7 protein-coding genes and 1 pseudogene are annotated in these 20,237 nt (G+C 41.1%); all 8 read right to left on the bottom strand.

The features are described from left to right. Positions 1-130: 130 nt before the first annotated feature. The 8 genes and pseudogenes from L1765_RS04690 to L1765_RS04655 all read right to left on the bottom strand — a co-directional run bounded on the left by L1765_RS04690 (position 131) and on the right by L1765_RS04655 (position 20,230). On the bottom strand, positions 131-337 hold the full coding sequence (locus tag L1765_RS04690; protein WP_236405497.1) for a hypothetical protein: 207 nt from the start codon (positions 335-337) through the stop codon (positions 131-133). A gap of 127 nt (positions 338-464) precedes the next feature. Further along, positions 465-641, bottom strand: a pseudogene (locus L1765_RS16170) (transposase); the annotation flags it as partial. Between the two features lie 906 nt (positions 642-1,547). Beyond that, positions 1,548-4,139, bottom strand: a complete 2,592-nt coding sequence (locus L1765_RS04685; RefSeq protein WP_236405489.1) for an S-layer homology domain-containing protein — start codon at positions 4,137-4,139, stop codon at positions 1,548-1,550. A gap of 527 nt (positions 4,140-4,666) precedes the next feature. Continuing rightward, positions 4,667-8,356 carry an S-layer homology domain-containing protein gene (locus L1765_RS04680; protein ID WP_236405488.1) on the bottom strand — a complete coding sequence of 1,230 codons (3,690 nt, stop codon included), beginning with the start codon at positions 8,354-8,356 and terminating at the stop codon, positions 4,667-4,669. A gap of 204 nt (positions 8,357-8,560) precedes the next feature. Continuing rightward, positions 8,561-11,206: an S-layer homology domain-containing protein gene (locus tag L1765_RS04675; protein WP_236405487.1), complete on the bottom strand. Its 2,646-nt coding sequence runs from the start codon at positions 11,204-11,206 to the stop codon at positions 8,561-8,563. Positions 11,207-11,527: 321 nt separating this feature from the next. After that, the gene (locus L1765_RS04670; RefSeq protein ID WP_329609987.1) at positions 11,528-17,761 is read right to left on the bottom strand and encodes a S8 family serine peptidase; all 6,234 of its coding nucleotides are present in this window, start codon (positions 17,759-17,761) and stop codon (positions 11,528-11,530) included. 298 nt (positions 17,762-18,059) lie between these two features. After that, positions 18,060-19,166: a glycosyltransferase family 4 protein gene (locus L1765_RS04660; protein WP_236405486.1), complete on the bottom strand. Its 1,107-nt coding sequence runs from the start codon at positions 19,164-19,166 to the stop codon at positions 18,060-18,062. A 305-nt stretch (positions 19,167-19,471) separates the two neighbouring features. After that, a complete protein-coding gene (locus tag L1765_RS04655) occupies positions 19,472-20,230 on the bottom strand; it encodes a WecB/TagA/CpsF family glycosyltransferase (protein WP_236405485.1) in 759 nt (252 codons plus the stop codon). Between the last annotated feature and the right edge of the window lie 7 nt (positions 20,231-20,237).

Raw genomic sequence — 20,237 nt, 5'->3', positions numbered from 1 at the left:
ACGACCCCGGTTCACTGTCATGCACTTGCATCCGCGTCGATTATACAGTAAAAACGTCTCAAGCCACTAAACTGACCTAATTATTTCGCGGCTACCAATCACAAAAAAAGCACATCGCAAAAAGCTCTTTTTAAAAGTGTCTTGACAATGGGGGCATTACATACTGGCTTTTTGTTCCAACCAGCAAGTGCCCTTTAAAGCCATACCAAAAAACATTCTTATTCTCCGAATTTTTTCTTAAATCCATAATACTTGCTATATACAGCCATCCCTCATGGGTTGGGACATCAGCCTTTTCCATCTTTGTTCTCTTCTGTTTTCCGGCCGTTTCAGCCATTTATAATAACCGCTTCTGGATACTTGCATGACCTGGCACATCTTCTCCATCCGAAATCCAAAGCGGTGCTTATAGATAAAGGAATAAATTATCGCTGGTCTTTTGCGAAGATGTGCATGGCCTTTTTTTAGATGGCGATCTTCTCTTCCAGATCACGACTTCGTTTTTGTAATTCTCGTTGACTTCGCTCATCCATGGAAGAAGGAATTCCGCTGCCTTCAACATTTTTGTCACTTTTTTGTTTATATTGTTTAATCCATCCATGGATAGTATTTGGAGAAATATCTAACTCCCGAGCTACTTGAGCTACGGTTTTCCTTCTTCAAAAATATACTCCACCGTTTGACGTTTAAATTCTAGATCATACTGACGCTGATTTTTCATGTAAACACACCTCAACTTTTGATAGTTTAATTATAATCTTTCCATAATCTGTGTACACTTTTTAGTCTAACATCACTACCTTAGTTACTACGAAATTTTAGCCATGCCAAAGCAAGGATGTCGGTCGATAGATTTTGTCATAAAGAGTATGAAATCTACGCTTAGGATTTTCCTTGGCACAAATATAATGTTTTCCAGAGTTCTCGAGCGTTTACATCGGTGTAGTTAGCAAGTTTACTTGCATTCACTAACTCTTACCCCCTTTAAACTTATGAACAAAGTAGAGGTCCTTCCCTCCATAGTGATTTGTTATCACTATGTTCGTTAGTACTATGACCTCCTCCGACTCCCTCTTTGCAGTCTACCGTTTCGCCTAGGCTTATTGGATTCCTCTTTACTTTCCGTAAGGAAAGTGCAAGGGAGTGTCTCCCCAATTCCGCTAATTACTTTCACAACATATCGCTCCCCCTACCCTGAGAGGTTCTTGAGTATTGGAATCCAAGTTCTACACACCGTCCATGGTCTTTTCCTATGCGCCACAGGCTCGATTCCTCTCTATCTGATTGCTCGGTCTCTTTTATCGAGGTTGCAGGATTCACTTGGTGTTACGGTCTGCTGTTTTGCTCGCGCTCTTTGAGTACTTTATCATGGAGCTTCAACCTTAGGTTTTCTTCACCAGTTGTCCGATAGCTACGAGGTGACTTGGCTCTTACCTCGGTTGGACTTTCACAACTAGCAATTAACGACTTACCTGGGCACGCGGCGCACAATATTAAAGCCGATAGGAGATTTCCTCCTATCGGCTTAAGCTTTACTATTTCGTTAGTTACATTTTTGTAACAACGATAACTTTAACTTTTTCTACACCATCAACAGTATCAGTGTAGATCTTAACTTCCATATCTTTGTAAAGTTCTTCTTTTGTTAGAACAGTTACTTCGTCACCATCTTGGTCCTTATCGTAGAACACTAACATGTCGTCAGCGTAGTAGTACCATGTTCCACCTACTTCGATTCTGTTGCTTCTTACAGTATCAACAACATCATCAGTATTAGCTTTAGCAGTTTGAGCTGTTACATTGCTTACTTTACCTTTAGCGTCAATAGTATACTTAACAACTTCACCAGCATTACCATATACGCTAGTAGATACAGTTGTTAATGTTTCTTGCCCGTTTTCAGTAAAGAGATCTAAGTTATAACCATCTTTAACTTGATATTTACCAGCTACAAGAGCAAAGTCAGAAGTTCCAGTGAAAGATGCTCCATCAAACAGAACTACTTCAACTTCTCCATCTTTAGTAGATGTGTATTCCACATTTACAGTAGCATCACTTACTTTAGACCAATCTAAGACTTCAACTTTAAAGTCTTTATTAGGATCTTTTTCAGTTAAGTTAAATACAAGTACAGAATCTTTTACTGGCACTCCGTTGATTGTTCCCAAATCTTCACTAACATCTTGGTTAGCATCAACTAGACTTGCTTCAACAAGATTATCAACTTCCCCATCGGAATTCACATTAAACTTGACAAGGTCACCTTTAGCATCAGCCAAAGTAGTGCCTACTCCAGTTTCTAATCCAGTTAAATAAGTCTCAGCAGCATCAACAGCTACATACTCAACTGTTTCACCGCTAGCTAGGAATAACTTAACTTTGTAAGTGGTTGTACCATAAGCATTAGTTTCTTTACCAGCATTGATAATTACAGCATAATCATCTGCTTCATTGGTAGATTTCTCGGAGATATCCAGAATCTTGCCATCTTTGTCAAGAACTAATTCAACATTATCCTCAATTCCAATTCCAGCTGTATCTAGATCTTTATCAGAATCAGTAGCAAATGCGCTAAACTCGTAAACAGTTCCGTCAACTTTAATTTCAGTTGCAGCGGATAAGTTAGGTTTAGCATATTCTAATTCACCAGTTACTCTCTCATCAGTTACGATAATGTAATATCTGTCATCTTCGATGGATCCTGTAGAACCAGGGTTCTTAGCAACAAAGATCACATCGCCTTCCTTAACATCTTCAACGGTGATTTCTTCTTCACCTTTTACAATGATATACTTTTCAACTTTTGTATCCTCATCACTTTGAAGAACTAAGTCAGCTTTAATTCTTACAATATCGCTTACCTTATTAATTACAGGATCAGCAGCTAATACTACAGGATCAGCAAAAGTTAATCCAGTAGCGAACTTAACTTTGGACTTTCCATCAGTATCTTCATCTAGGATTAAAGTAATGTCATAAGCTTCTTTCTTAAGATCCATTGTAGTATCTTCAGAATTAGATACTGGTGTATTTACATTACCTAACAAGGAATCAAGTGTAGATACTCCTAAGTTCCAAGTAGCTTTAGCATCAGCAAATACATCATAAGTTACTTCTTCATCATCAGCATTGATAATCTTAATCTTACTTACTTTGCTGTTATCATCATAAGTAATTGATTTAATTTCTTTAACTTTAACTACATCGCTAGACTCAGTCTTAACTTCCCCGTAAACAACATCTCCATCTTCGTTTAAGGAGATTTTTACTTCTTTACCAAGGAAGTTTTCTACATTTACACCTTCTACAGCTGTGTATTTGTCACCATTTTCATCTTTGAACTCTCCAGCTTCTAAGTTATCATTAACTGCAGGAGTTTCAACGACATAGACTGTTTTGTTTTCTGCGGAAAGATTGTCATCTAATAAAGTTTTAGCAGTTGTACCTTCAGTTCCACTCACAACATACTTCATATCGGAACCGTAACCAACACGAACCATCTTAGGCACAGCTAAAGCATTGTCAAGCATGGTGAACACTTCAAAACGTTGGATAGCACCATTAGCTCCCTCTTGGCTCAGAAGCTTCACTTTGTCAAGCAATCCTAATTCGTTAGCCTTAACAACGTAGTTAGAAGGCCAAACACCAGTAACGGCTGGTTCATAACCCAACAAGCGAACGATGATAGCCATTGCTTGTGCATAGGTCACAGGAGCTTTAGGAGCAAATGTTCCATCGCCCATACCCTTGATTAAACCTTGCTGAGTAGCAATATTGATAACGCCAGAAGACCAGCGGTTAGCTTCCACATCGCTAAATTGAGTTGGTCCTTTAGCCGCGTCAGCTGCAGCACTTAAACCAAGAACCCGAACCGCAACAGCAGCGAACTCTTCACGAGTCATGGTGTTGGTCCAGTTCATGTTGCCATTTTCGTCACCAGTTACTACGCCTAAAGCTTTCAAGCGCATTCCGGCTTTTTCACCATCGCTAGCGATACCATGGGCAAAAGCTGGTACAGCCATGGCAAATACTAGTACGAATACTAGTAAAGTGTTAATAATCTTTTTCATAACCTTTGTTTCTCCTCCTCTGATTATGTTTGGTTGAGAGATATGATTTTTATCGCTCTTTCCTCTCATTTGAAAACACCCCCTCCCTTGAGTCGAGCAAAATGGATTTCTATCTAATGCTCTACAGTATGTACTGTAGAAACTTGTAAGCATGATGTTTTTGTGCTTTCCAAGTATACTACGGGATGGACAATCTCGTAAAGAGAATTACCAAGATTTAGTCTAACATATTTTTGAACAAGCGTTAATAGATTTGTAAGAATTTTGCTTTGGAATTGGATTACATATAGTTAAACGTTCTTCGGTAGAAAAAGTTGCGGGTGATTCGAAATTTTTTTTGCTTTTGTCACTTATTCTTTGGGGACAATTCTTAGTATATCGAATCAAATGATCTCCGTAAACCATCAACAATCTGCCATCATGATGGTTCTGCTTCCAAATTATCCATTATTTGTACGTGCCTATCATATTTACTCTCATACCATACAGTAGGACACGCTCCGTAATGCTAGGAACATGTCCTACTGCTCTTCTATTCATAGTATTAGGAAAAACGAAGTTTATGCCCAAAATTTCGTGTTCAAAAATGACATTATCTAAAACTTCGGCAACAATTTCATCGTCTGCATCACCCGGGCTGCAATATCTGCTGCTTCATCCCTTGTAAGATAATCCTGGGGTCCGAAGCGAAGCTTCTTATCGGATGTGGTCTGCATTTGCTGGCCATCCATGATCTTTGCCTTGTAGACGGCAAAGATGGCTGGCTTGGCATATCGGTCCATCAATCCGGTATCGTTAAATGTCTTATCCAAGGTTGCAGCCAGTTTATTATCGTTGATCGGAAGCTTCAAGTCCATGGCTCTGGCAATCATGATGGCTGCCTGTTCTTTCGTTAAGAACCCATTGGGTTCAAAGGCTCTTGGCCGGATTCCCCGAATAATTCCTTCTCTGGCTGCCGTTTCAATGTACTTAAACTGCCAGAGACTATTGGGAATGTAGAATGTTGGAACATCATCAAAATAGGTATTGTTATAGTCGTAGTTAAGGGGAATCTGCAGGGCCTTGACCAACATGCTGGCAAACTCCCCGCGGGTCATGTAGTCATATGCCCCGAAATCATCCTCCTCCGAGGCATTCATGACTCCCTTCACATAGACGGCTTCAATCTGGTTGCGGTACTTCGGATGCTGGGTCACGTCATAGAAGGAATATTTCAGCTTCATGACCGCATAGTATCCAAACTCATCAAAGGGAACCGTCACCTGATTCTTCTTCTCATCTACCACTCCACCAATGTTCTCCCAACGATTCTCTTCCTGATTATAGTGGAAAACGGTAATCAGGGTTCCTGCCACACTGCGGATATTGGGATCATATTTCAGAGTTAATTCCCCCCTGGCCGTTGGAACCAGTTTTCTGGCTTCCGACCGATCGAAGAAATTATCGATGTCACTGCTTCTGGGCGAATAGGGAAGCTGTCCATCGAGAAGTCCTGCATTTTTTTGTCCACTTCCAGGTGATGGATCAGGTGCCATTCCCCCATCGATCCAAAAAAGATCACTGGCATAGGCAAATCTTCTGGGTGGACTTAGCAATAGGGAACCAAAATCAATATCCGATGCGTTTACATTTTGTTCCCTATCCACCACACCGTCAAATCGGTCAGCAATGGCAAACAGGATTTTTTGACTGGGATAGATTTCCGGAATCTTAGCAGAATCAGGTTCCAGCTTCTGCTTTAGAAAGGTGTCCTTCGGAAATTGAAGTTGCAACAGGCCGTCAAACACCTTATGGCTTTTTTTCATCTGTTCCTTCACCTGGGCTCCCGGTACGGAGGTTTCGGCATAAAATACAGATATTTCCCCGTTTTCCTGCTCCGTTCCCCTTACAATGGTAAATTTGATCTTGTTTTCTTTACCTGGTTTTAATCCGGTTACGTCAATATAAAACTCATCATTTCCCGATGAATTATCTTTAGTGGCCTCCAACTTGTTGACCAGTACTTTGTCGGCTCCTTCAGCCCTTATTCGAACCGTCACATAGTTCTTGTTAATCACTTTCCCATTGGGGGTAGGACTTAGGATCTCATATGAAATCAGCTCCCTTACCACCTTTAAAAATCCGGAGGTGGAGGCTCCGTCATTGTTAGACACCTTAAACCGATAAGTGATAGGTCCGGTATTTGGCAATGCTTGATTTTTCAAACGAAACTTATACTGATCCTGAGCCGTCTCTACTACTTCCAAGATGCCGTTTTTACTTCCTCCCCCATTACGGCTGGTACCATAGCGATCCACATAGGGATCACTATAAACCTCCCAAGTCACCACGACATCTTCACCGGTGGTGATTTCAAGTTTGGTGGTATTGCTAAAGGTTCCAAGGATATCCATATATTTCTCTGTCGTAACATATTGGTCTTCATTTTGCTTAAAAAGGGCATCGGTATCGCTGTCCGCCCCCAACGGTACCGGATACACATTATCTACATTAGGCAAATTCTTGGAATGCAGGTAAACCTTGATTTCATTTACGTACTTTGGTTCCCCCGGTTTATTCCACTCAAACCGAATGGTATTCTCTCCGTACACCAAACTGAAATTGTATGTACTGTCCTTTAATATTGCTTCAAATTCCTGGGGGTCCCCGCCTACATCAAATTTAAGCAGAGGAATCAAGGTATTGTTCAAGTAAATTTTGGAGTACTCGGTACGATCATTTCCCACTACATTTAACAGGCGACCGGTAATTTTGGTTAAATTATCGGTATCAAAAATCTGTCCGTCATAGATGTTGTTAAAGCGGACATGCTGGCTCGGAATATAGGTGATGGAGCGCTCATATTCAGGCGTGTATACTCCTGACCCCTGATCTACTTTAAATTTTAGCTGCTGTCTTCCCTTCGGAATGCTGTCAATTTTAACATAAACCGTGCTTGCATTTCCGGTGTTGGGTATGATAACCGCAGGGGTAATCGTTGTGGTTATGATATCAGTTAACCCGCTTTGAATAGAGGTAATTTTTAATTTGGTCACATCGGCTGGTTTATTGAAGGATATTTTCAACCAAAACGGCAGCTCAAACAGGTTGGTGCTCGTCCCCAAAGAAATCACCGGTTTGCCATCCAACTCCGCCTGGGTTTCCTGGGTGATGCTTCCAAGCACCTGTTTGACATCCGTAACTGCAATGGTATTGGAGTTTCTTAGTTCGAATAAAAACAGTCTCGATTCATCTATACCATTTTTAATTGGATTACTGGCTGAAAAGGTCACATTGTAACTTCCATCGTTCATTCCGCTGTTGATCTGTGAAAAATCATAGGTGATATAAGGATCGGAATCAGTTCCGGCGATTTTGTTGGCGGTGGCGGTGATGGATGAAGAACCATTCAACTTAATAATCACAGCATCGGATATGGAATCCTGTATGATCGCCGTTGAATCATTTAACTTCGGATTTGGCAGCAACATTTTACCGGAAAAAGTTACGTCTACCTGGATATTCGACACCTCGACCAATGGTGAATCCTTAAGTTCTTTTGTGACCGAATCTGCTTCTATTTTTAAATCGAAAAAGGTTACTTTTTGCTCATAAAAGACGAGTTTTCTGGTAGTGGTTAAACTTTGCTTGTTGTTTTGTATGACAAATGTAATCAGGTTATCTCCGGGCAACAAATCAATATCCTGTATAAAGAAGGTTCCCTGGCTATCAAAGGGAGTGGATTTCTTGCTTACTCCGCCCGTAGAGATGGTCACACTATCGGCATTTGGCGCTTTTCCCCGAATGGAAATCTTCTGGTTCGTCACAATGGTGACATCTGAATCATTAATAGGAAGATTTCCGCTTGGAGCCACGACTTCCAAATCATACAATATGGGAGCATTATCATAGATCACCCAAATGGACTGGGTGCGTTCTATCCCACCTTGGTTGCCGCTAAAGGTGATCTTGTTTTTCCCTTCGAACAAGGTGACACCAATCGCTTGAAAGGACAAACCGGAAACACTAAGGCCGCTCTTCGTATAGGTAGAGACCTGGCCCACTGTGGAACCTACATACTGCTCTACTTTGTACTGAATGGAATCGGCCGTAACCCCACTAAAACTTCCGGTGATATCAATCTTCGGCGTGTTCACGGTCGTAGGGGAACTCTCATACACGCTGTAATTGTCAAAATAGAAAAATTGATTGGTCCCGGTATGGCTGGTTGCCTGGGTCATCGTCGGCAATATCAAGGTAAGAGCCATTGAAAAAATAATCAAAAGGGACAGTATCTTTCGTTTCATCACTTGTTGTCCTCCTCTTCCCACATTTCCCTATTACTTACTCACACTTTTCCATATATCTCACACATCGGCAAACTTTGCTTATATGTTTAGACTTATTTGGGAAGAAAAAGTTACCATATAGAGAACTAAAGATTTGCACGTACAGCGAGTCGAGTTCGGCTTTAATCCTTGGTCGGGTGGGCTACTTTTTTCTTGATTTTTCTAATTCAAAATTTCGACCTCAATGACCAGGTCATTGATATAGTAGAGATTCACATTTTTTCCGGTTACTTCGGACAGTCCTTTTTCTGTACCTGCTTTTTGAATAAATACCTTTTTGGACAGGTTAATGAACCGATACGTTACATCCTCAAAGAGGCGCCAATTGGACGGATCCACATAAGCGATTTTGGTTGATTTCTTCTCCGCCTTGATATATTTCAAAGATCCATCACTGTTGGGCAGAATTTGGATTCGATCTCCAACGGCAAAGGATGCAAAGGACCCTGTCTTATTTTCAGCAGTTAGCCAGATGGTATCCTTATCTGTGATGGTATAGCTCTTCGTCGTTCCGTTATATAAACCCACCGTAATGGATTTGTTGTATAAGCTGACTTGGGTAATCTGCCCCACTTCCAAAGGATATTGGGCAACGGCAATCAGGTCGTTTCCGGTAAACTGGAGCCTTAAGATATCTCCGGCCTTTAGATCTGACCATGAAGGGTTGGCGATCCCTTCTATGGTAAGTTGGGTATCCCGTTTATCATAGTAATAGGTCTTGGAATTGCCGTCTTCATCTTCTACTTTTATTCGTTCACGGGAAGTATTGATCTCATCAAGGGTTCGGATAATGGACCGCTTCACCCAGATTTCATCCACCCTTTGGCTACTGTCAAAATGGAGGACCACTTCATCTCCGTCATCAACATCATCGATATCCGGGCTGCTGATGTCAATGGCATCCACATCTACGTCACTGATATAGGTGTAGGTAACATTCTTCCCTGTCAGGGAATCATAAATCGTAATTTCTCTTCTACGATCGGTAATATCCACTACTTTTCCTTCAACGGTGTTAATGACTTCAATGTATGTCACCTTGTTGTCATCCAGTGAAATCTGCACCCGTTGATCCGTGGAAAGATCAGTTAAATCTGGACTGCTGACCCCATCAATCCGAACTTCTACGTTTGGATCAATTTCATAGGCTAAGAGCTTATTGGCATCATTTCTTAAATTAATCACCAGATTGCGTGTATCTACATTGATTACTTTTCCGGTTAATGCCGAGATCACGGTACGCCCCAGCACTTCGATCCTAGAAATTTTACCTTCTGTGATGGAGACAGAAACTTCATCCCCAACCTTCACATCCTTTAGTGCAGGCTGATTCAACCCTTGAATGATAATTTCTGCATCAGGGCTTACTTCATAGGCCTGAAGTTTCCCGGTTTCCCCGCGAAGGGTTAAAATATTGCTCTCAGGAGTAAGTTGAACAATGCTTCCCTTCAATTCCGCCTGCTGTTTCATTTGGATTAAAGTTACTTTGGTAACGGCATTGTTCTCCACATCCAGCTTCACCTTGTCTCCGACTTGAATGTCCCTTACGGTTGCAAAGCGAATGCCTTGGTAATCAACCGTAGTGGTGCTGGAGAGCAGATAAGTCTTGAGACCGCCGATGGTGTTCAATGTCATGATGTTGTTTTGCAGATCAAGAATCGCCACCGTTCCTTCAACAGATCCTCTCGTTGAGACAGAGGAAAGAAGGATTTCCGTTACTTTTCCTTCACTGTTTAGGGTGACTTCTAACTCAACCCCTGTTTGAATATCGGATAGTGAAGGAACAACCGATGATGGCCCCAATAGTCGCACATTGGGAGTGATTTCCAGCGTAACAAGCTGATTGTCCTTATTCTTGATTACGAGCAGATTTTGACTCTGGTAAAAACTGATCACTGTCCCTTTAGTCCGTGTAACCGGAGGGGCCTGGATCTCTCCCATTTCTATAAATTTTACACTGCCATAGGTATCTGTGATAAATTGTGCAGCCCGATTCTTAGTCAATTGGGACGGAGTCCCTTTTGTTTTCCCATCATATACGATTGTTGATAAATTGATGCTGTACCGCTTCGTTTCCCCATTTTCATTAACCAGAATATCGGTGGTCCCTACCTCCAGAATGGTTCCCTGATGCCATCCCGAAAGGTTGGTATAGGGCAATACCCGACTGATTAATGCAGCCATCTCTACCCTTTTCACAGCCTTATTAGGCTGAAATGTCCCGTCATTATATCCGGTAACCAACCCGAGGTTGACCGCTACTTCAACATAACGGATGGCCCATGACGGAATGCTGGCTCTATCTGTAAAGGTTAGGGTTTCACCGGATGCCCCTGTTACGTCTGAATCCTTGCCAGCGGTTCTAACCATCAATTGGGAAACCCAGGCACGGCTTGCTGGCTGATCCCACTTGAAGCGATTTTCTTCATACTTGATCAGACCATGCTGATAAGCGACCACAACATAGGCTTTTGCCCAGGCAGGATAAGGTTTTCCTTCAGGTTCAGGAAGGTAAAAGGATGAAGTGTCTGTCAATTGATTCACTTTATCCTGCAATCCCTTTGCCCGGATGGCCATAATGATGGCCTGTAGCTGGGTTACCGGCTGCTCAGGGGCAAACATCCCCTTGTCATCTCCTTGGATAATTTCCAGGAGGCCGGCCTTGGCAATATCTTTGGCCCCCCAATAGTTTTCCGCCACATCTGGGAAGCTTGTTCTGGGAGCAGCTTCGATAGATGCAGGAACAAGCGTAATAAGCATGAACAATGTAATCACGAAAGATATCCACTTTCTAGTACATTTCGACATGATGCACACTTCCTTTCATTGCTGTTTTTCCTTTGCACTTTCAGAATTTATAAGTTTTGTGGATGAAAGTATAAGAAAAACTACGGCTTTCGCTATTGAGGACTTGGCGATAAGCCAAGTTTTTCTAATCTGACTGAAATTGTTTATCATTCCCGAATCCAATTTTTTCCCAAGGGATATCCTTCGACATGTTTTGGTGAATTCCTGCAATATGTACAGATGATTACTGAAAAACTAATTTTATTTTGAACACATGAAGAGCCAACCACAATATATGTGGTTGGCTCATCTACGATTTCGAATGATCACCGAATCCGATATTTATTCGAAAAATAGTCTATACAGGATTGTTGCGGCTTGACCACGGGTTGCAGATAATTTCGGTGCGAATTGAGCATCGTTCATTCCAGTTACCAAGCCATTAGCTAAAGCTAAAGATACGTCTTCTTGTGCATAGGAGCTGATCATGTCCTGATCATTAAATGTCGTATTACCAGCCGAATATTGTAGACGATCTGGCAAGGACTGCCTTAATGCCCGCATTAGCATAACCACCATGTCTTGACGGGAAATTAAAGCATTTGGAGCAAACTTTCCGTCAAACCCTTTAACAATTCCTGCTTTAGTTGCTGCAGCAACATAAGGAGCAAACCAATCATCACTAGAAACATCACGATAATCTCCAACTTCAGCTTCTGATGTATCTAGATTTAGCAAGCGAACCAGCATCGTTACAAATTGCGCACGTGTGAGCTTATCCTCTGGTCCAAATGAATTGGCTGTTAACCCCTTTATAACATGTTGTGCAGCCAATACTTCAATTTTATCTTGAGCCCAATGCCCTTCGATATCATTGAAGTGTATTGTATGCTCTATAGCAGCAAAACGACCGAACTGTGAAGTGGTTACCTTAACCGCAGTGTTATCCCAATTCACAATACCGCTGACATATTTCCACGAACCATCGGTTTCTAGGTATACGCCTACTTTACGTGGATCTGCAGCTTCATTCAATTTAATTGAGAAAGTAATAGGTTCTGTTAGGGTTCCGTCCCCATTGATGGAGAAGATTTTAGACACGATATTGGATTGATTCATTGATTGTATTCTAACATTTGACTTATCTTCTGGACTTTCCACATTTACTTTTAAGTTAAGCCCGTTATCTCCTCTTAAGCTGTTTAAGTTTTCTGAAGATATTTCGATCGCAAATCCATCTCCCACAATGGTTAATCCTTTACCCGAATTAATCATTTTATCAACCGTTTCAATATCAATGGATACATTTATTTCTCCTACATCGTCTGTTGATAATGTTGAAACATCCACTTCTACAGTTTTCTTTGAATCGTCCGTTAATTGGGATGCAATCTTCTTCCCGTCAACCTTCACTTCAGCAGACTTTTTGCCGTTTTCATTCGTCTTAACGGTAACGGTTCCTTGGCCGGTTTCTGTAGTCGTGGTTTGTCCGGTTGAAGGTGTACTTATTCCTCCACTTGAACCCTCATCATTTGAACCACCACTAGAGGTTAGTTTCGTAACTTTTAAGTTAACGGTTGTTTCATTGCCTGCACCATCAACAGCTTTAAGAACAATTTCATTCAATCCGTTGTTCAGATTGAGTGATGTTTTAAACTGACGTTGATCCAGAGTAAAGCCACTATCCAGCCCCTTAGATGGAATGGAAGCAAGCAATTGATTATCATTTACCCAAAAGTCAAAACTGCTAATGGTTTCACTAACTTGACCCGCTAATGAAATAGTAGATGAATAGGTATTCATTGTTCCCTCATATACCAGGTTACCCTGTTCATCACTTGTTTGTGTAAGCGTAATGTTCGGCGAATCTAACTGAATACTTGGCGATGTTAGATCAACAAATACTTTACGATGATAATATCCACTATTTCCTGCCAAGTCCTTATAGTGTAATTCAATATTTTGCTGACCTTCTTCGGTAAAGTTAACTTGTTCTTCAACAAGATAAGCAATACCAAAGTAATCGAAGACATCAACTGATATTGCTTCATCCATACCAGGTACATACAATGTCACTGAATCTGGATCGAGATCAGTATCAAACGTATAGGCAGAGACTTCACCAGTGGCATTACGACCATTAAAGATGTCATAATACCATGGAGAATCGAAGTACCAGGCAGGAGCTGCTAGATCCTTAACAACCACATAGAACAATCTTCCTACAACATTACCTCCTGAATCTTCCGCTACAAGCTGAACATCTAATTCTTGTCCGTCTTTATATGGGGTCATATCAACGGTATAAGATGTATCTTCAACGGGCGGATTACCAATCAGCTGACCATTTATGGTAAGTGACAATCGATACACATCTTGCGTTACAGAATCTGGGTTGTCATAACCCCACTTAATAAGATAGGTATCTTGATTTGTTCGATCATAATCTTGTACCTGAGGATAACTTAAAACACCTGTTGGGTACAGATACAAGGCAGCCTCATCGCGATCCAGAAAACCTCCTTCAGAATCATAAGCATCCAATGTGAGTGTATAGGTTCCTTCAAAAAAGTTGGAAATATCTAAATCATAGTTGTAAACAGAATCTGTTACTGTAAAGTAAACCGAATCCGTTACAGAAATATCTTCCTCATTGTAAACATTGAAGATAACCGAATCGACGTCTTTACTCACTTTAAACTCAATAGGCAGATAAACATCATCTTCAACACTGTATATTGGGCTTGTGAACAAGACATCAAAGGTTTTGATCATATTAACAACTACTGTTTGTTCTCCCAACAAAGACTTTGAGTCATCAAAAGCACTTAAGGTTAGAGTTGTCTGAGTTTCTTCCGCATTAAACTCATAGGTATATTCACTCGAAATTCCTGTATCAATCTCTTGAGTTTCAAGCGATTCACCTTTACCATAAACCGATATGACAACACTTTTCACCCTATCTGATAGTACCGTATAATCAATCTGCGCAACTGGATCGTCATAAGAGACCGTTAAAGTATCGTCAACATTCAAGCTAAGTGCATTGATACCCTTTACATCTTGTTGGACCATGGCAAGAACTTGTTCTGAACCTGAATCGGTTAATCCTATGGCTTTAATCATGATTGTATGATCTCCATAGGTTAACGGTAATTCATACCCATGATGCCAACTTAAATCTTCTTCATCAGCAATTCTAAAAGGAATATTACCATCAAGAGTAATTTCTATATCCGATACTTCCTGGGTAACATCCCAAGACAGCATGACAGACGCCTGACCTTTATCAACTGATGCACCGTAGAAAACAAACGGAAGCATATCAGTTTTTGCAAAGGTATAGTTTCCTGCGTAATCGAGAGCATATACCTCTGCGTATGCAACGTCAGTTAACTCAGTTAATGATTGGATGGCAGTATAACCATTTTCCGTTTCATCTGTTCCCACAAATCCACTGTCTATTAGGTTGCCGTTTGAGTCGTAAATCGTGTAGTCATAAGCAAAAATGCCAGATTCATCGTTTCCAATTATTTGTAGCTCTTTACCGTTACCATTGGATACTAATTGGACTGATACAGTTGGTTTTACGGTATCAACCTTTACAGGATACAGATACTCCTGACTTTCTCCAGCATCTACTCCATAGGCTTGAACAACAGTTTGAACATAATACTGACCATCTGCTACCAGATTACCATTAACCGTTCCATCCCACTCATTAAATGAAGTGAACAGCTCATCAGTTGATGATTCATAAGTATTTTTTCTCAAGTCATTTTCTTTCGTCAGGGTTCTGATCTTCTTCATATTACTGTCAAGAATATTAATCTCAAATGATTTTGCATTTCTTAACAGACTATATACCGGTAGAACAGCTTCCTGTATCCCATCTCCATTTGGAGAAAATGCTGCATACCCATCCTTATAAAGCTCATCAAAAGTAACTCCTAACGGGAACCCTTCGTACCAATCATAGAGTCCAGATATCCAATAATAGGAAGTATCTTCTTTTGACCAATGGTCATCAATTACAGGTGGGGTGTTCCAGTCTCCGTAATACCCGAAGTAGGGTACCACCAAATCAGGCGCATTTTGGGTTTCATCGGCAGTAAGATATATCCAACCGTCTACAAATTGGTCCTTCTTAAATCCTTCAGGCAAGGTTAGAGTGACATCAAATGAAACTTCACCTTTTGCAGGGACTGTTACACTTTCATTTTCAAATGTAACAATTGCTCCTTCAATTGGTTTTAATGACAAGGAATTGTATTCCAATCCATCTCCACCTGTAAACGTTTCATCCTGATAGGCATCTCCCCTTAATTGGTACGTATAATCGGTATCTGCTAAATTTTTTGCCGTTAAGGTGAAGGTAATGGATTGAGCATCAAAATCCTTAAGAGCAACTCCAGCCTCTCCATTATCCCCTGTAATAAATACATCCGTAGAAACCGCTTTATCTAATTGAATACGACCAGCCCCTTGCAGCCTAACAGAGTAAGGTGTATTTTCATTGGATGCATTAGGGTCCATAAGAACCTTAGCAGTATTAGACAGGGCTGTTCTTATATCGTTAGGGGTGTAATCAAAATCGGGATATCGTTCTCTAAAGGACTGGATGACTACTGCCGATGCTCCGGTCACATGTGGCGCAGCCATGGATGTTCCACTAGCACCTTCATATTCATTATAACGAACACTAGAGTAAATATTACCTCCTGGAGCTGTTAATGTGGGCTTAAAATTAAGGCTGGGTTCCGGACCCCATGAAGAGAAATCCGTCATAGTGTCCTTTGCCAAATCCCCTACAACTGGCTGATCATTAAATGTTACTTTTAATGGCGTTCCGCTGTCCAATGCCTCTTTAATGGTTCGTCCATGTTCACCTAATATAAAAGCAGCAGGAATTCCTTCGTTGCCTGTAAAACCACCCATGCTAACATAGCCGTCAGCATCATCTCTGTTGAAAATGATCGCCGCAACAGCACCGTTGTCAGCTGCATTCTGAACTTTCGAACTAAATGTGAACTGACCTCTTTTAATTAGCGCAACCTTACCTTGAACATCGATTTCTTCAAAATCAGAAGCTGCACCTAAACCTGCATAAACGAGATCATACTCTTTTCCTACCAAAGTTGAAGGCTGAGGTAAAGCTCCTGCCGCCATCATCGGTACATCTTTCAAATTATATATCCCCTCGGTTTCGCTACTAACTGGTTCACTTAGGGTAAAGGCTTCAAAAAGAGCCTTTTCGTTAACAGATGCAGCTACACTAATAGAAGATGGTGAAATACTAGGGGAACCTACCATTGCATAATCTGAATTGCTTGCAAATGGCAACCAAGCTGATGAATATGATGAGTTCCCGGCAGATATGGTAACAACAACGCCTGCATTTGTTGCATTTTCTACTGCAAGGATTTCTGGATCATCTGCTACTACAGCACCAGCAGGTGATCCCAAACTCATATTAATGACATCTGCACCATTTAATACGGCATGCTCTATAGCGGCTATTAATTCATCTGCCGTTGTACTTTCACGATCTGGATCGTTTGAAAATACTTTTTCTGCTAAAATCTTTGCTTTCGGAGCAACACCCCTAAATGGCTTTCCATCAATTATTGCTGATTCATCATATCCTGCTGCTGTCCCAGCTACATGTACCCCATGTTGACTTGAAGTTCTATCAACAATGTCATTATTGCCATCCGCCCAGTTATAACCACCTATAATTCGCTCCGTATAACCTGCTCCATTACCAGTAACAGGGGAGCGGTCTTGGTTATCTCCTAGATTAAGGGTTTCTTTACCGGATCCGCCAAAGGCAGGATGAAAGTAATTTACCCCGGTATCAATGATGGCTACTACGGTACCTTCCCCGTCGTAGGATGGCCATACTGAATTTGCACCAATTAAGGGTGCACTGAAGTACATATCAGGGTCAGCGGAGAATGTTTTATCAGGATAATATTCATTCGCAATCCGAACATCTTCAACTCCCGTTATTTTCTTTATTTTCTGAATATCCTTATAAAAAACATCCCCACTTATCGCATTCAGCATGTATTTAAACTGATTTCTAGCTGTAAAATTGATACGTTGAACTTTTAGACTGTTAAGTAGATTTGTTTGTTCACTACTAATATTTTTTTCCAGCTTCGAAAGCGTATTAGCAGAAGTACGATTTAACATTTGTCCGATTTGGTTAAGACCTTCAACAACGGCTGACCCTTCAAGTTTTATGATTACTCTTACTTTATCATTCGGCTGATATTGGGTACTTGGCGAAATAGATCCATTGCCCAAGTTTTTTAGGTTACCAAATCTTTCCGATAGTTTTTGAGATTTTGCTTCCAATGATAGTTTCTGCAAAATCTGCTGTCTTAATTGTTTTGCTATTTCTACTCCATCTCTTTCCTGAATTGACCCATGGTTGAATGCATAAGCCGATGAAAATGGTGTAATAACTAATGCCAGGGTCAATAATATACTAACCAGTCGTGTAAAAGTACTTGACACTAAGTAATTCCCCCTTCTTTTCATTTGTCTTGTCTTATTCAAAAATCTCACATCTTCACCCCCTTTCCTTCGCAAAACTCGTGACAAGAACACAAAATAATTTCTATATATCGCCTGTTAATTCCTTCTATTTTTTAGAATATTTTTCCGACATTTCTCGACATACGTCGACAGATATTCAAAAACAGATAGAAATTTTTCCAAAACCGAGCATAGGCCCGGTTTGTATTTATTATTCGCGGCTAATATCATGAACCGATAAGAATTTTTTTGTATAACTTTTCAAACCAAAAAAAGAGAGTGGTATCCATTCTGGGATAATCCACTCTCTAATAGGTTTTTCCTTACGTTATTTTACCTGTTTTGGCTTTAAGCCTTGGCCGAACCGCTTGATTTTTCGCAGAGCCCTGAGAACGGGACGATGGCGTTTTCCAACTAGGCCGATGATTTCTGCACCGATCGTAAGGGCGATAATCACGAGGCCCACAATAATAATTGGAATCCAGAGGGAGGTTCTGGTTTCATAAAAAATCACCGCGCTCACTCCAAACAGCAGGCTTATTCCATAGATCATAAGCACCGTCTGTCGATGGGAGAAACCAAGGTGAAGGAGACAGTGGTGTAAATGGCTTTTGTCCGCCACAGAAATCGGCTTTTTATTCAGCACCCTCCGCACGATGGCAAAAAACGTATCCGATAATGGTACCCCCAAAACCAGGATCGGAATAATAAAAGTAAACAGGGTTACCGATTTGAAACCCAAGAGAGACAACACCGCAAGGTTGTAACCTAGAAACAAGGCCCCCGTGTCTCCCATAAAAATTTTTGCCGGGTAAAAGTTAAAATAGAGAAATCCCATGATACTTCCCAACAAAATCGCACTGATCATCGCTGCAGGAACATTGCCCATGGCAAAGGCAATCACCATCAAGGTTCCGGTGGCAATGGCGGAAACCCCAGCAGCCAATCCGTCAAGGCCATCAATGAGGTTGATGGCGTTCGTTACCGCAACGATCCAAAATATGGTGATGGGTATACTGATCCAGTCTGTTTTAAAGTTCAAAACCCCATCAAAGGGAAGATTTACAAAGTCCACTTGAATTCCAAAAGGAACCACCGCAGCGGCTGCAACGATTTGCCCGAAGAATTTCCATTTGGGCGAAAGCTGATAACGGTCGTCAAGGATTCCAATCATCATAATAATGGTTCCCCCAACAAATATTCCTCCGAGTGTGTCCACATGGGTTTCAGACGCGGTAAAGTACATATACAGATACACGAGAGCAAAGCCCAGATAAATGGCCAAACCTCCCAAACGGGGCATCACTTTGGTATGTACTTTTCTTTCATTTGGCTGATCAACGGCTCCAATGCGAACGGCCAGTTTTTTTACTAACGGAGTTGTGATAAAAGTCGCAAGCATCGCTGCCATAAATAAAATGATGTATTCCATCATAATTTAATAAAATCCCCTCTCATACATTACCCTGATTTCAAAGGATGTAAGGTCTAAAACCGGTTTCTCTCTTTCAACGTCCGGTTTATTTTTTTCAGTTTTTTTAAATTCGGTGTGCTGATATCAGTTATACACCCAAAGCGTTCTTGCCGTCAAATGCAAATTATTTCTCCCAAATTGCAGAATTCCGAAAATGAAAAGCCTTCTCTCCATTTCTCATGATGGATCTTCGTACAGCTCTTATTTGCATCACTAAATCTCATTTTCATCACTAAAATTATTGACGTTTGAAAAAGGAAAAAGTTTCACTTCTTGGACGAATTTTTACAGAAAAGGACCAATCCCATAAACTTGGGAAGTGCCAGCATCCTTCTCCATCTGGATGGCTGTTGAATGAGCCGGTAAAGCCATTCGATGTTTAGCTTTTGCCAGATCAGCGGAGCCCGTTTCACCCGGCCGGCAATGACATCAAAACAGCCTCCCACTCCCATCATGATACAATTCGGCAGTCGGTGGCGGTTTCTGTCAATCCATAATTCCTGTTTTGGCGAGCCCATGGCCACAAATAAAAAGTGGGGATGTTTTTGCTGAATGTCAGAAATAATTTTCGCTTCTTCCTCCGGTGCAAAGTATCCATGATGGCTCCCGGCGATTTGAAGATCAGGGTAAGCAGCGGCCAATTTCTCTGCTGCAATGTTCAATGTATCCTGGGATGAGCCCAATATGTATATCTTCCAGTGGTTTTGTTGACATTTTTTGAGCAATTGAATCAGCAGGTCGTATCCGGTAACCCGCCCAGGAATATGGACGCCCATTTGTTTTCCAGCCCAGACAATGCCTGTCCCATCAGCAGTCACCAAGTCAGCTTCTTGAGCGATCCTAATCAATTCCGGTTGGGTCCTGGCATTCATCACATATTCTGGGTTGGCGGTGATGACAAAATAAGAATCCCCTCTCGATACAGCCCGCTCAATCTCACTTAAAGTTTGAGCCATATCCAATGTAGAAAAGGGGATGTTGAAGAGGAGAAATTTATTTTTGGGTTGGATATTTTGTGTTTTCATTTGCTTG

Source organism: Microaerobacter geothermalis (assembly GCF_021608135.1).
Lineage (GTDB): Bacteria > Bacillota > Bacilli > DSM-22679 > DSM-22679 > Microaerobacter > Microaerobacter geothermalis.
This window is presented reverse-complemented; position numbering and strand designations above follow the sequence as displayed.